14 protein-coding genes are annotated in these 13,014 nt (G+C 72.2%); 10 read left to right on the forward strand and 4 right to left on the reverse strand.

Annotation, left to right across the window (positions count from 1 at the left end):
* The first annotated feature begins 15 nt into the window (after positions 1 to 15).
* Complete coding sequence (queC, locus tag G9Q37_RS20460) at positions 16 to 735, forward strand: 7-cyano-7-deazaguanine synthase QueC (protein WP_166230258.1); 720 nt, start codon at positions 16 to 18, stop codon at positions 733 to 735.
* Between the two features lie 15 nt (positions 736 to 750).
* On the opposite strand, the gene G9Q37_RS20465 is transcribed toward queC, so the two are convergent.
* The 3 genes from G9Q37_RS20465 to G9Q37_RS20475 form a co-directional block, all read right to left on the reverse strand.
* Positions 751 to 1,146 carry a type II toxin-antitoxin system VapC family toxin gene (locus G9Q37_RS20465; protein ID WP_166230260.1) on the reverse strand — a complete coding sequence of 132 codons (396 nt, stop codon included), beginning with the start codon at positions 1,144 to 1,146 and terminating at the stop codon, positions 751 to 753.
* Complete coding sequence (locus tag G9Q37_RS20470; RefSeq protein WP_166230262.1) at positions 1,143 to 1,388, reverse strand: FitA-like ribbon-helix-helix domain-containing protein; 246 nt, start codon at positions 1,386 to 1,388, stop codon at positions 1,143 to 1,145. Before G9Q37_RS20470 ends, G9Q37_RS20465 begins: the two co-directional genes overlap by 4 nt.
* A 67-nt stretch (positions 1,389 to 1,455) precedes the next feature.
* The gene (locus tag G9Q37_RS20475; protein ID WP_166230264.1) at positions 1,456 to 2,184 is read right to left on the reverse strand and encodes an aspartate/glutamate racemase family protein; all 729 of its coding nucleotides are present in this window, start codon (positions 2,182 to 2,184) and stop codon (positions 1,456 to 1,458) included.
* Positions 2,185 to 2,348: 164 nt separating this feature from the next.
* Here G9Q37_RS20475 and G9Q37_RS20480 point away from each other — a divergent pair, with 164 nt between their 5' ends.
* The 9 genes from G9Q37_RS20480 to bla are packed head-to-tail and all read left to right on the forward strand — an operon-like array spanning position 2,349 to position 12,102.
* Positions 2,349 to 4,019 carry an ABC transporter substrate-binding protein gene (locus G9Q37_RS20480; RefSeq protein ID WP_166230266.1) on the forward strand — a complete coding sequence of 557 codons (1,671 nt, stop codon included), beginning with the start codon at positions 2,349 to 2,351 and terminating at the stop codon, positions 4,017 to 4,019.
* 19 nt (positions 4,020 to 4,038) lie between these two features.
* Positions 4,039 to 4,989: an ABC transporter permease gene (locus G9Q37_RS20485; protein ID WP_166230268.1), complete on the forward strand. Its 951-nt coding sequence runs from the start codon at positions 4,039 to 4,041 to the stop codon at positions 4,987 to 4,989.
* 12 nt (positions 4,990 to 5,001) lie between these two features.
* Complete coding sequence (locus G9Q37_RS20490) at positions 5,002 to 5,895, forward strand: ABC transporter permease (RefSeq protein WP_166230270.1); 894 nt, start codon at positions 5,002 to 5,004, stop codon at positions 5,893 to 5,895.
* A 10-nt stretch (positions 5,896 to 5,905) separates the two neighbouring features.
* A complete protein-coding gene (locus G9Q37_RS20495; protein ID WP_166230272.1) occupies positions 5,906 to 6,970 on the forward strand; it encodes an ABC transporter ATP-binding protein in 1,065 nt (354 codons plus the stop codon).
* Positions 6,967 to 7,980 carry an ABC transporter ATP-binding protein gene (locus tag G9Q37_RS20500; RefSeq protein ID WP_166230274.1) on the forward strand — a complete coding sequence of 338 codons (1,014 nt, stop codon included), beginning with the start codon at positions 6,967 to 6,969 and terminating at the stop codon, positions 7,978 to 7,980. Before G9Q37_RS20495 ends, G9Q37_RS20500 begins: the two co-directional genes overlap by 4 nt.
* Before the next feature lie 10 nt (positions 7,981 to 7,990).
* Complete coding sequence (locus tag G9Q37_RS20505; protein ID WP_166230276.1) at positions 7,991 to 9,190, forward strand: amidase; 1,200 nt, start codon at positions 7,991 to 7,993, stop codon at positions 9,188 to 9,190.
* A gap of 2 nt (positions 9,191 to 9,192) precedes the next feature.
* Positions 9,193 to 9,936, forward strand: coding sequence for a GntR family transcriptional regulator (locus G9Q37_RS20510; RefSeq protein ID WP_240936446.1), 744 nt, complete (start codon positions 9,193 to 9,195; stop codon positions 9,934 to 9,936).
* 4 nt (positions 9,937 to 9,940) lie between these two features.
* Positions 9,941 to 11,200: a Zn-dependent hydrolase gene (locus tag G9Q37_RS20515; protein WP_166230278.1), complete on the forward strand. Its 1,260-nt coding sequence runs from the start codon at positions 9,941 to 9,943 to the stop codon at positions 11,198 to 11,200.
* A gap of 41 nt (positions 11,201 to 11,241) precedes the next feature.
* Positions 11,242 to 12,102, forward strand: coding sequence for a class A beta-lactamase (gene bla / locus G9Q37_RS20520; RefSeq protein WP_166230280.1), 861 nt, complete (start codon positions 11,242 to 11,244; stop codon positions 12,100 to 12,102).
* A gap of 12 nt (positions 12,103 to 12,114) precedes the next feature.
* Here bla and G9Q37_RS20525 read toward each other — a convergent pair whose 3' ends face one another.
* The gene (locus tag G9Q37_RS20525) at positions 12,115 to 12,942 is read right to left on the reverse strand and encodes a hypothetical protein (RefSeq protein ID WP_166230282.1); all 828 of its coding nucleotides are present in this window, start codon (positions 12,940 to 12,942) and stop codon (positions 12,115 to 12,117) included.
* Positions 12,943 to 13,014 lie beyond the last annotated feature (72 nt).

Consider the following 13,014-nt stretch of genomic DNA (forward strand, 5'->3'; position numbering starts at 1 on the left):
TTCTAACATCGCCCCATGCCCGACCCCCAACGCCACACCCGCGCCCTCGTCCTCTTCTCCGGCGGCCAGGACTCCACCACCTGCCTCGCCCACGCCCTGCAGCGCTACGACCATGTCGAGACCGTCGGCTTCGACTACGGCCAGCGCCACCACGTCGAACTCGATGCGCGGCTGAACGTGCTGCACCACCTGCGCGCGCAGTTCCCCGACTGGGCGCGCAAGCTCGGTCCCGACCACGTGCTCGACCTCGCGGTGCTGGGCTCGGTGTCCGAAACCTCGCTCACGCGCGACATGGCGTTCCGCATGCAGGCCAATGGCCTGCCCAACACCTTCGTGCCGGGGCGCAACCTGCTGTTTCTCACGCTGGCCGCGGCGCTGGCCTACCGGCGCGGCCTCAGCGCCCTCGTCACCGGCGTGTGCGAAACCGATTTCTCGGGCTACCCCGACTGCCGCGACGACACCATGAAGGCCATGCAGCTCGCGCTCTCGCTCGGCATGGACCAGCGCTTCCTGGTCGACACGCCGCTGATGTGGATCGACAAGGCCGACACCTGGCGGCTCGCGCGCGATCTCGGCGGCGACGCGCTGATCGACCTGATCGTGGAGCACAGCCACACCTGCTACCTCGGCGACCGCGAGCACCGCCACGACTGGGGCTGGGGCTGCGGCAGCTGCCCCGCGTGCGAACTGCGCGCGCGCGGCTGGGCCGCGTTCCGCAAGGGCGTGCGGGCCTGAGCGGCCTGGCCGGGGTCAGATCCGCGCGAGTGCGCGGGTGTCGTCGGCGAAGGCCTGTCGCAGCTTGGCGTCCTGGGTGATCAGCGCCGTGCCCAGGCGGCGGGCCAGCACCACGAACTCGCAGTCGTAGGCGCTGCATCCACTGGACTGGGCGAGCTGCAGCACATCGAGCGAGTCCACCTCGTATTCGCGATCGGCCATCAGCGCTTCGGCTTCGCGCTGGATGCGGTAGGCGTCTTCGAGCGCCAACAGGGATTTGCGCAGGTAGGTCGAGAGGATGTTGCGCAATTCGCTGCGCCACAGGACGGGCGCGGCCCAGTCGCCATCGGTCAGCAGCAAGCCCTCGGCCGCGGCGGTGTACGGCCCGGGCAGGTAGAGGTAGGCGATGACGTTGGTGTCGACGACGATCACTTGCGCCCCTGCCGTTTGGCGGTGTCGATGTCGGCCGGCTTGAACGCGCCCGGCTTGAGGCCAGCGCGCAACGCGCGGGCCCGGGAGACCCGCTCCTGGGCGCTCAGCCGGCGGGGCAGCAAAGCGCCCTCCAGGCACGCGATGGCCTCGCTGTTGAGGCTGCGGTGGTGCAGCTCGGCAGCGCTCTTGAGCTGCGCGTAGAGCTCATCGGGTATGCCCTTGAGGGTCAGGTTGGTCGGCATGGCGCTGCTCCGTGGCGAATGGAACCATTATGGCTCCAATGTGGTTGCTTGAGCCGTGCCCGTGCTTTCACCAGCGCAGCGCCCCCGCCCAGCCCGCCATGGGCTTGGGCAGCGGCGGCGCATAGTCGCCGTGCGCGCTGGTGCGCAGGCCCAGCGACACCAGGCTTTCCGCCCACTTCACCGCCACCGCCACGCCATCGATCACGGGCACGCCCAGGCGCTCGCCGAGCGTGCGGCACAGCGGCGCCATGCCCGCGCAGCCGAGCACGATGGCGCCGCTGCGGTCACGCGCCAGGGCGGTGCGCGCGGCCGCTTCCAGCTGGTTCAGGGTGTCGGGGCTGCAGTCTTCCAGCGCGAGCACCGGCACGTCGGTGCCGTGCACGCCGCGGCAGGCGTGGTGCATGCCGTAGCGCTGCAGCAGCCGCTCGGCCATCACGCAGGTGCGCGTCATGGTGGTCACCACCGAGAAGCCGGTGCTCAGCAGGGCCGCGGCCTGGAACGCGGCCTCGGCGATGCCGATCACCGGCGCCGACGTGGCCTCGCGCGCGGCGTCCAGCCCCGGGTCGCCGAAGCAGGCGATCACCACCGCGTCGGGCGGCTCGGCGGCCAGGCGCACCTGCTCGGCCACGCCGGCCGCGGCGATGGCTTCGTCGAAGTGGCTCTCGATGGACACCGGACCGAAGGTGGGCTGCGTGGCCACGATCCGCGTGCCCGGCGCGGCGACCGCGCGCGCTGCCGCGGCGATGCCTTCGGTCATGCCGCGCGAGGTGTTGGGGTTGATCAGCAGGATCTTCATTTCAGTGCCGGGTCAGGCCCCATGTCGGGGCGTTTTGCATACAAAACGGGCGCTCGCGCTGCGCGTCGGTGCGCCGCCGCGTGGCACGGTGATTGCATACAAAAAGCCTGCCAACCCCCGGCGCACCACAACGCCCCATCCCAACGACCCTTGCTGGAGTCACGATGAACCGGACCACCGCTTCCTCCCGTTTCGCCCCCCGTTCCCTGGGCCTGTCCCTGGCCGCTGCGGCCTGCCTCGCGGCCTTCGGCGGCAGCGCCCTGGCGCAGGAAAAAGTGCTGCGCATCGCCATGACGGCGGCCGACATCCCGCGCACCCTGGGCCAGCCCGACCAGGGCTTCGAGGGCAACCGCTTCACCGGCATTCCGATGTACGACGCGCTCACGCACTGGGACCTGTCCAAGGCCGACGCCCCCAGCGTGCTGGTGCCCGGCCTGGCCACCTCGTGGAAGGTGGACGACAAGGACAAGACCAAGTGGGTCTTCAAGCTGCGCCCGGGCGTGAAGTTCCACGACGGCTCCGACCTCACGGCCGACGCCATCGTGTGGAACGTGCAGAAGGTGCTCGACAAGGACGCGGTGCATTTCGACGCCAGCCAGGTCGGCGTGACCGCCTCGCGCATGCCCACGCTGCGCAGCGCGCGCAAGATCGACAACCTCACGGTGGAGCTCACCACCAGCGAGCCCGACGCCTTCCTGCCGCTCAACCTCACCAACCTGTTCATCGCCTCGCCCGCGCACTGGCAGAAGAAGTTCGACGCCGCGCAAGGCGCGACGCCGGCCGACAAGGCCAAGGCCGCCTGGACCGCGTTCGCGGCCGACGCCTCGGGCTCGGGCCCGTTCAAGATGGCGCGCTTCGTGCCGCGCGAGCGCCTCGAGGTGGTGGCCAACAAGGCCTACTGGGACCCCAAGCGCACGCCCAAGGTCGACCGCGTGGTGATGCTGCCCATGCCCGAGGCCAACGCGCGCACCGCGGCGCTGCTGTCGGGCCAGGTCGACTGGATCGAGGCGCCCGCGCCCGACGCCATGCCCCAGATCCGCCAGCGCGGCTTCAAGATCGAGAGCAACGCGCAGCCGCACGTGTGGCCCTGGCAGCTCTCGTTCGCCGAAGGCTCGCCCTGGCTCGACAAGCGCGTGCGCCACGCGGCCAACCTGTGCGTGGACCGTGAAGGCCTCAAGACCCTGCTGGGCGGCATGATGGCCGTGCCCAAGGGCACCGTGCCCCCGGGCCACCCCTGGTGGGGCAACCCCAAGTTCGACATCAAGTACGACGTGAAGGCCGCCCAGGCCCTCATGACCCAGGCCGGCTTTTCGGCCGCCAAGCCGGTGAAGGTCAAGGTGCAGATTTCGGCCTCGGGCTCGGGCCAGATGCAGCCGCTGCCCATGAACGAGTTCGTGCAGCAGTCGCTCAAGCAGTGCTACTTCGACGTCGAGTTCGACGTGATCGAGTGGAACACCCTGTTCACCAACTGGCGCAAGGGCGCGAAGGACCCGTCGGCCAACGGCGCGCACGCCACCAACGTGAGCTATGCGGCCATGGACCCGTTCTTCGCCATGGTGCGCTTCACCAGCACCAAGACCTTCCCGCCGGTCTCGAACAACTGGGGCTACTTCGGCAACGACGAGTTCGACAAGCTGATCGCCGACGCGCGCACCACCTTCGACGACAAGAAGCGCGACGAGGCGCTGGCCAAGCTGCACGCGCGCATCGTCGAAGAAGCGCCCTTCGTGTGGATCGCGCACGACGTGGGCCCGCGCGCCATGAGCACCAAGATCAAGGGCTTCGTCCAGCCGCGCAGCTGGTTCGTGGACCTGGCCCCGGTCTCGATGGACTGAGCCCCGACGGACGCCGCCCATGATCGCCTTCCTGCTGCGCCGGGTGGTCTACACCCTGCCCATCATGCTGGGGGTGGCGCTGGTGTGCTTCGCCCTGGTGCACCTGTCGCCGGGCGATCCGCTGGTGTCCATCCTGCCGCCCGACGCCTCGGCCGAGCTGCAGCAGCAGCTCATCCGGCTCTACGGCTTCGACCGCTCCTACCCCGAGCAATTCGCCTCGTGGGTGTGGCGCGCGCTGCAGGGCGATCTGGGCACGTCCATCGCCTCGGGCCGCGCGGTCACCGAAGAGGTGTTCCGCGCGGTCGGCAACACGCTGCGGCTGGCCGTGCTGGCCACGCTGATCGGCTTCGTCTTCGGCTGCCTGTTCGGCTTCGTCGCGGGCTACTTCCAGAACTCCTGGCTCGACAAGGCGGCCTCGCTGACCTCGGTGCTGGGCGTGAGCGTGCCGCACTACTGGCTGGGCATGCTCATGGTGATCGTGTTCTCGGCCACGCTCGCCTGGCTGCCGCCGGGCGGCGCGGGCCCGGGCGGCTCGGGCGACTGGGCCTGGGACTGGGCCCACGTGCAGCACATGATCCTGCCCGCCATCACCATGAGCGTGATCCCCATGGGCATCATCGCGCGCACCGTGCGCGCGCTGGTGGCCGAGATCCTGGCGCAGGAGTTCATCGTGGGCCTGCGCGCCAAGGGCCTGACCGACCTCGGCGTGTTCGGCCACGTGGTGAAGAACGCCGCGCCCACCGCGCTCGCCGTCATGGGCCTGCAGCTGGGCTACCTGCTGGGCGGCTCGATCCTGATCGAGACCGTGTTCTCGTGGCCGGGCACGGGCTTCCTGCTGAACTCGGCGATCTTCCAGCGCGACCTGCCGCTGTTGCAGGGAACCATCCTGGTGCTCGCCCTGTTCTTCGTGGTGCTCAACCTGGTGGTCGACGTGATCCAGACCCTGCTCGACCCGCGCATTTCCCGCTGACCGGAGCCCCGCATGAACGACATCGCCCTGTCCGCCGCGGCCCCAGCGGCCGCCGCCTTCGAACGGTCCCCCGGCTACTGGCAGACGGTGGGCCGGCGCTTCCTGCGCGACCCGGTGGCCCTGGCGGCCGCCGCGGTGGTGCTGCTGCTCCTGCTGCTGGCGGTGTTCGGGCCCTGGCTCGCGCCGGCCGATCCCTACCAGGCCAGCATGCTCAAGCGCCTGAAGCCCATCGGCTTCGAGGGCCACCCGCTGGGCACCGACGAGCTCGGCCGCGACATGCTCTCGCGCCTCATGGTGGGCGCACGGCTGTCGCTGTTCATGGGCATCACGCCGGTGGTCTGCGCCTTCGTGCTGGGCTCGGTCATCGGCATCACCGCGGGCTACGCGGGCGGCGCGCTCAACACGGTGCTCATGCGCACCATCGACGTGTTCTACGCCTTCCCCTCGGTGCTGCTGGCCATCGCGCTGTCGGGTGCGCTGGGCGCGGGCATCACCAACTCGCTGATCTCGCTCACCATCGTGTTCATCCCGCCGATCGCGCGCGTGGCCGAGAGCGTGACCACGCAGATCCGCGGCCGCGAGTTCGTGGACGCGGCGCGCGCCTCGGGCGCCAACGCCTTCACCATCGTGCGCGTGCACGTGCTGGGCAACGTGCTCGGGCCGGTGTTCGTCTACGCCACCAGCCTGATCGCGGTGAGCATGATCCTGGCGTCGGGCCTGAGCTTCCTGGGCCTGGGCGTGAAGCCGCCCGAGCCCGAGTGGGGCCTGATGCTCAACACCCTGCGCACCGCCATCTACCTGCAGCCCTGGCTGGCCGCCTTGCCGGGTGTGATGATCTTCATCACCTCGATCGCCTTCAACGGCCTGGCCGACGGCTTGCGCACGGCCATGGACATCAAGCAGTGAGGAGGTCCGCATGCCTTTGAGCACCCCCGACATCGGCGGTCCGGCCCAGCCGCTCCTGAGCGTGCGCGGCCTGGTCAAGCATTTCCCGCTCAAGAAAGATGCGCTGGGCCGCGGCGGCGGCGTGGTGCGCGCGGTCGACGGCATCGACTTCGACGTGCTCAAGGGCGAGACCCTGGGCGTGGTCGGCGAGTCGGGCTGCGGCAAATCGACCACCGCGCGGCTGCTGATGCAGCTCATCGCGCCCGACGCGGGCGAGATCGTGTTCGACGGCCAGACCGTGGGCGAGCGCGCGTTGCCGCTCAAGGCCTTCCGGCGCCAGGCGCAGATGGTGTTCCAGGACAGCTACGCCTCGCTCAACCCGCGCCTGACCATGGAGCAATCGATCGCCTTCGCGCCGCAGGTGCACGGCCTGGGCAAGCGCGAGGCCATCGAGCGCGCGCGCGACCTGCTCGCGCGCGTGGGCCTGGAGCCGCGCCGCTTCGCCGAGCGCTACCCGCACGAGCTCTCGGGCGGCCAGCGCCAGCGCGTGAACATCGCGCGCGCGCTGGCGCTGCAGTCGCGCCTGATCCTGCTCGACGAGGCGGTGTCGGCGCTCGACAAGTCGGTGGAGGCGCAGGTGCTCAACCTGCTGCTCGACCTCAAGGCCGAGTTCGGCCTGACCTACATCTTCATCAGCCACGACCTCAACGTGGTGCGCTTCATGAGCGACCGCGTGATGGTGATGTACCTGGGCCAGGTGGTGGAGATCGGCGACAGCGAGGCGCTGTTCGAGCACCCCGCGCACCCTTACACCCGCGCGCTGCTGTCCTCGGTGCCGTCCATGGACCCGGACCGCCGCACCGAGGCGCCGCCGCTGGCGGGCGACCCGCCCAACCCGATCAACCCGCCCTCGGGCTGCCGCTTCCACACCCGCTGCGCCCAGGCCGCGCCGGTGTGCTCGCAGCACATGCCCGAGCTGCTCGCCACGCCGCACGGCCAGCAGGCCGCGTGCTGGCTGCACGTGGCCGGCAGCGGCCACCCCCAGGCGCCGGCCGCGCCCGTGGCCACGCCCTTCGTTTCGCTGGAGGCCGCATGAACACCCCCGACGGCGACGACGCCCACGTCGAACTGAGCGACCTGCGCATCACCTTCACCGGCGGCAAAAAGCCGGTCGAGGCGGTGAGCGGGGTCGACCTGCGCTTGCGGCGCGGCGAGGTGGTGGCGCTGATCGGCGAATCGGGCTCGGGCAAGAGCGTGACGCTGCGCAGCCTGCTGCGCCTGCACCCGCCCGCGCGCACCCGCATCGAGGGCCGGATCCGCGTCGCGGGTCACGACGTGCTGGGCCTGGGCCCGCGCGCGCTCGCCGACTACCGCGGCAAGGTGGCCTCCATGATCTTCCAGGAGCCGCTGCTCGCGCTCGACCCGGTCTACACCGTGGGCCGGCAGATCACCGAAGCGATCCGCCGCCACGAGCCCGTGGGCGCGGCCGAGGCGCAGCGGCGCGCGCTGCAGCTGTTCGAGCGCGTGCGCATCCCCAGCCCCGAGCGCCGCCTGCAGGCCTACCCGCACGAGATGTCGGGCGGCATGCGCCAGCGCGCCATGATCGCGCTGGCCCTGGCCTGCCAGCCGCAGCTGCTGCTGGCCGACGAGCCCACCACCGCGCTCGATGCCACGGTGCAGATCCAGATCCTGCTGCTGCTGCGCGAACTGCAGCGCGAGCTCGGCCTGTCGGTGGTCTTCGTGACGCACGACATCGGCGCCGCGGTGGAGGTGGCCGACCGCATCGCCGTGATGTACGCGGGCCGCATCGTCGAAGAGGGCCCGGCCGCCACGCTGCTGCGCGCGCCGCGCCACCCCTACACCCAGGCGCTGCTGCGCAGCCGCGCGCACGGTGCGCTCGAGAAAGGCGCGCGGCTGCAGACCATCGCCGGTTCGCCGCCCGACCTCACCGCGCTGCCCGCGGGCTGCGCCTTCGCCGAGCGCTGCCCGCAGGCGCAGCCGCGCTGCTTCGACGCGCGCCCCGACAGCACCTGGATCGACGCCGGCCACCGCGCGCGCTGCTGGCTCGTGAGCGAGGCCAGCCACCCCACCGCCGCCACCGCCTGAGCACCGCCCCATGCCCCACACCGACGTCCACCACGACCCCGCCCACGCCTTCATGCCCTACCCCGCGGCGCCGGTGCCGCACGCGCCCACCGGCCCGCTCGCGGGCCTGGGCTTCGGGGTGAAAGACCTGTTCCACGTGGCCGGCTACCCCACCAGCGGCGGCCAGCCGCTGCTGCTGGCGCTGCTGGGCGTGCAGACCACCACCGCGCCCACGGTGCAGCGCCTGCTCGACGCGGGCTCGCGCTTCGTGGGCAAGACCGTCACCGACGAGCTCGCCTTTTCCATGAACGGGCGCAACGCGCACTTCGGCGCGCCCGTCAACGGCGCCGCGCCCGAGCGCATCGCGGGCGGCTCGTCCTCGGGCTCGGCCGCGGCGGTGTCGCACGGCCTGTGCGACTTCGCGCTCGGCACCGACACCGGCGGCTCGGTGCGCGCGCCCGCCAGCCACTGCGGCCTGGTCGGCCTGCGCCCCACCCACGGCCGCGTGAGCCTGCACGGCGCGCTCGACCTCGCGCCCAGCTTCGACACCTGCGGCTGGTTCGCGCGCGACGTGCCGACCTTCGCGCGCGTGGCCGACGTGCTGCTCGGCGACGACCCCGCGCCGCTGCCCGAGGCCGTGCGCCTGCTCGCGCCCAGCGACCTCTGGCCCCTGGCCACGCCGGCCGCGGCCAAGGCGCTCGCGCCCGCGCGCCGCGCCATCGAAGCGGTGCTGGGCAAGGCCCGGCCCGTGAAGACCGTGCTCGACGGCATCGACGACATGTACTGGCACTTCCGCCACCTGCAGGGTGCCGAGGCCTGGCAGGTCGACGGCGGCTTCATCCGCCGCTTCGCGCCGCCGCTGGGCCCGGGCGTGGCCGAGCGCTTCGCGTGGAGCGCGCAGGTCACCGACGCGCAGGCGGCGAGCGCGCGCGCCTTCCGCGAGCGCTTCCGCGCCCACCTGGCGGCGCTGCTCGGGCGCGACGGCGTGCTGCTGCTGCCCACCATGCCCGACATCGCGCCGCGCGTGGACGAGCCCGAGTCCGCGCTCGAGGACTACCGCAACCGCGCCATCCGCCTGCTCTGCGTGGCCGGCCTGTCGGGCTTCGCGCAGCTCACGCTGCCGCTGGCGCGCCGCGCCGATGCGCCGCTGGGCATTTCCCTGCTGGGCCCTGCGGGCAGCGACCGCTCGCTGGTGCGCCTGGCCGAACGTGTGGTTTCATCGCTGGCGTGAACGTGAACGCCCGACTGCCGCCTGCCGCCGCCGCCGCCCTGGCCCCCGAGGCCGAGGCGGGTGCGCCCACCGCCACCGACCGGGTCTACCAGGCCGTGTACCGCGCGGTGATGGAGCACCGCCTGGAGCCCGGCCAGCGCCTGCGCGAAGAGGCCATGGCGGCCGAGTTCGGCGTCTCGCGCACGGTGGTGCGGCAGGCGCTGCAGCGGCTGGCGCAGGACCAGGTGATCGAACTGCTGCACAACCGCGGCGCGCGCGTGCCGCAGCCGGACGAGGCCGACGCGCGCCACGTGTTCGAGGCGCGGCGCATGGTGGAGTGCGAGGTGGCGCGCCGCCTGGGCGGGCGCCTCACGCCCGCGCAGGTGGCCGAGCTCGAAGCCCTGGCGCGCGACGAGCTCGAGGCCGACCAGCGCGGCGACCGGCCCGAGGCGATCCGGCTCTCGGGCGAATTCCACAACGCGCTCGCGCGCATGCACGGCAACCCCGTGTACCTGCGCCTGCTCACCGGGCTCATGCCCACCACCTCGCTGCTCATGGCGCATTTCAAGCGCCACGGCGGCCAGGTCTGCGTGGCGCACCGCCACGTCGATCTCATCGGCGCGCTCCGGCAGGGCGCCGCACCGGCCGCGGCCGAGATGCGCCGGCACCTGGTGGAGCTCGAACGCTCGCTCACCGGGCCGGCGCGCCGGCGCCGCGCTCCCTTCGACGGCTACAGCGAGCCGTCCACCGAACCCGACAAGCCCTGACCCCATGACCGCCACCGCCCTCGACATCGACACCCTGCGCACCAACGGCCAACGCCTCTGGCAATCGCTCATGGACCTCGCCGCCATCGGCGCCACGCCCAAGGGCGGCGTGTGCCGGCTGGCGCTCAGCGAGCTCGATCGCCAGGGCCGCGACCGCGTGGTGCAGTGGGCGCGCGAGGCCGGCCTCACGGTCACGGTGGACCGCATCGGCAACGTCTTCATGCGCCGCGCGGGCCGCAACAACGCGCTGCCGCCCGTGATGACGGGCAGCCACATCGACACCCAGCCCACGGGCGGCAAGTTCGACGGCAACTACGGCGTGCTCGCGGGCCTGGAGGTGGTGCGCACGCTCAACGACCACGGCATCCAGACCGAGGCGCCGATCGAGGTCGCGTTCTGGACCAACGAAGAGGGCTCGCGCTTCGTGCCCGTGATGATGGGCTCGGGCGTGTTCGCGGGCGCCTTCAGCCTGGAACACGCCTACGCCGCGAAGGACGCCGAGGGCATCAGCGTGCGCGAGGCGCTCGAGGCCATCGGCTACCTTGGCGACGAAGCGCCCGGGGCGCATCCGATCGGCTCGTACTTCGAGGTGCACATCGAGCAGGGCCCGGTGCTCGAAGACGCGGGCGTGACCATCGGCGTGGTCGAGGGCGTGCTGGGCATCCGCTGGTTCGACTGCACCGTGACCGGCATGGAGGCCCACGCCGGCCCCACGCCCATGGGCCTGCGCCGCGACGCGCTGCAGGTGGCCACGCAGCTCATGCAGGAAGTGGTGGCCAGCGCGCTGCGCCACGGCCCGCATGGCCGCGGCACCGTGGGCATGGTGCGTGTGCACCCGAACAGCCGCAACGTGATCCCGGGCCAGGTGCAGTTCTCGATCGACCTGCGCAACGCCAGCGACGCCCTGGTCGACCAGCAGGTGGCCGAGGTGTTCGCGCTGGCCGAGCGGCTGCAGGCGCAGACCGGCCTGTCGATCCGCATCGAGCCCGTTTCCAGCTACGCCGCGCAGCCCTTCGACGCCGGCTGCATCGACGCGGTGCGCCGCGCCGCGCAGGCCCTGGGCCATTCGCACATGCCCGCGATCTCGGGCGCGGGTCACGACGCGATCTACGCCGCGCGGCTGGCGCCGGCGGGCATGGTGTTCATCCCGTGCAAGGATGGCATCAGCCACAACGAGATCGAGGACGCCGACCCGGCGCACGTGACCGCGGGCGCCGACGTGCTGCTGCGCGTCATGCTGGAGCGCGCGGGCCTGGCACGCTGAGACGCGGCGGCGCTAGCATGGCGGGCTGTCAGGAACAGCCCATGCCGCACCGCCGCCACGCCATCGCCGCCACCGCCTTCGCCCTGTTTCCCCTCTCCGGTGCGCTCGCGCAGACCGACGTGCTCGCCGCCGCGCTGCGCGCGATCGAGTCGCGCGCCCAGGGCCGACTCGGCGTGCACGTGATCGACAGCGGCTCGGGCCGCGAATGGGGCCACCGCAGCGACGAGCGATTCATGATGCTGAGCTCGTTCAAGACCCTGGCCGCGGCGCTGGTGCTCGCGCGCGCCGACCAGGGCCTGGCCCCGCTCGCGCAGCGCGTGCGCTACGGCCGCGCCGAGCTCGTGAGCTGGTCGCCCGTGACCGAGCGCCATGTGGGCGGCGAGGGCCTGACGCTGGCCGAGCTGTGCGAGGCCACCATCACCACCAGCGACAACACCGCGGCCAACCTGATCCTCGCGAACGTGGGCGGGCCGGCCGCGCTCACCGCCTTCCTGCGCCGCATCGGCGACCCGGTGACGCGGCTGGACCGCACCGAGCCCGAGCTCAACCGGCCGGTGCCCGGGCAGGACCTGGACAGCACCACGCCGCGCGCCATGGCGCGCACGCTGCGCACGCTCTTGCTGGGCGATGTGCTGTCGGCCGAGGCCAGCCTGCAGCTCGCGGCCTGGCTGCGCGCCAACACCACGGGCGGCAAGCGCCTGCGCGCGGGCCTGCCACCCGACTGGGGCGTGGGTGAGAAGACCGGCACCGCCGGCCGCAGCGCGAACGACGCGGGCATCGTGTGGCCGCCGCGCGGCCGCGCGCCGCTGCTGGTGAGCGCCTACCTGGCCGACAGCGAGGCGCCCGCCGAACAGCGCGAGCAGGCGCTGGCCGAGGTGGCGCGGCTCATCGCGCGCGCCTGAGCGCCGCGGCGCTCAGCCCGGCCACGCGAACTGCAGGGCGATGCCCAGCGCCAGCAGCCACAGGGCTTCGCGCACGTCGGCCAGGGCGGGCGCGGCGTTGGCGATCCACTGCGCGAAGGCGCCGTCCACGGTGTGCAGGGGCGCCTTCATGCGCCAGTCTGCGGGCAGGGCGTCGAACCAGTCGGCGTAGTTGTCGAGCGTGGCGTTCGCGAGCCGGTGGTCGGGTGCGAGTGCGCGCAGTTCGTCGAGCAGCGCCTGCGCCTCGGTCCGGTTGATGAACTGGTAGTGCCCTGCGGGCGCGCGGTCGTTGTGCTGGCCCAGCGCCGCCACGATGCCCACGAAGATCACCACCGCGAACACCATGCCGCCGCCCAGGGTGAGGCAGTTCAGGAGCCGCTCGGAACGCCGTTGCGCGATCGCGTCGTCGGCGGGCGCGGCGTGGGCCCGGGCCCAGCGGAACACCTCGCGTTGGTCGGCTGCGTCGAGGCGGGGGTCGGCGCAGATGGCGGTGGCATCGGGCGCCCACTGGCCGTCCAGCTCCTGCTTCACGTGGCGGCTGGCGTCGAAGCGCAGCGGGCACAGCAGCGGGGGCGTGCTGATGTAGCGATGCGCTTCGTTGGCGAGTTGGGCAATGTCCGAATCCGCCACCGCGGGGCCGCTGAAGATCGCGGGACTGATGGACAGGCCCGTGGCATCCAGCACCGTGTGGCAGACGGGATCGAAGCGCCAGCGCGTGAGCAGGTCGGGTTTGGCGCTGGGCAGGGTGGTGCCGTGTGCCCCGCCCGGGCCCGTGGGCTGGCGCGAGGGAGAGGGCGATCGTGAGTGAGACAGGCGTTGCATGCGGAGGAAACCCGCCGGGCGGGTCGGGGTGATGGAGTACCCCGGCTCAGTAACCCGCACCCGGGCGGCGTT

Origin of the sequence: Hydrogenophaga crocea (genome assembly GCF_011388215.1) — a bacterium.
Taxonomy (GTDB): Bacteria; Pseudomonadota; Gammaproteobacteria; order Burkholderiales; family Burkholderiaceae_C; genus Hydrogenophaga; species Hydrogenophaga crocea.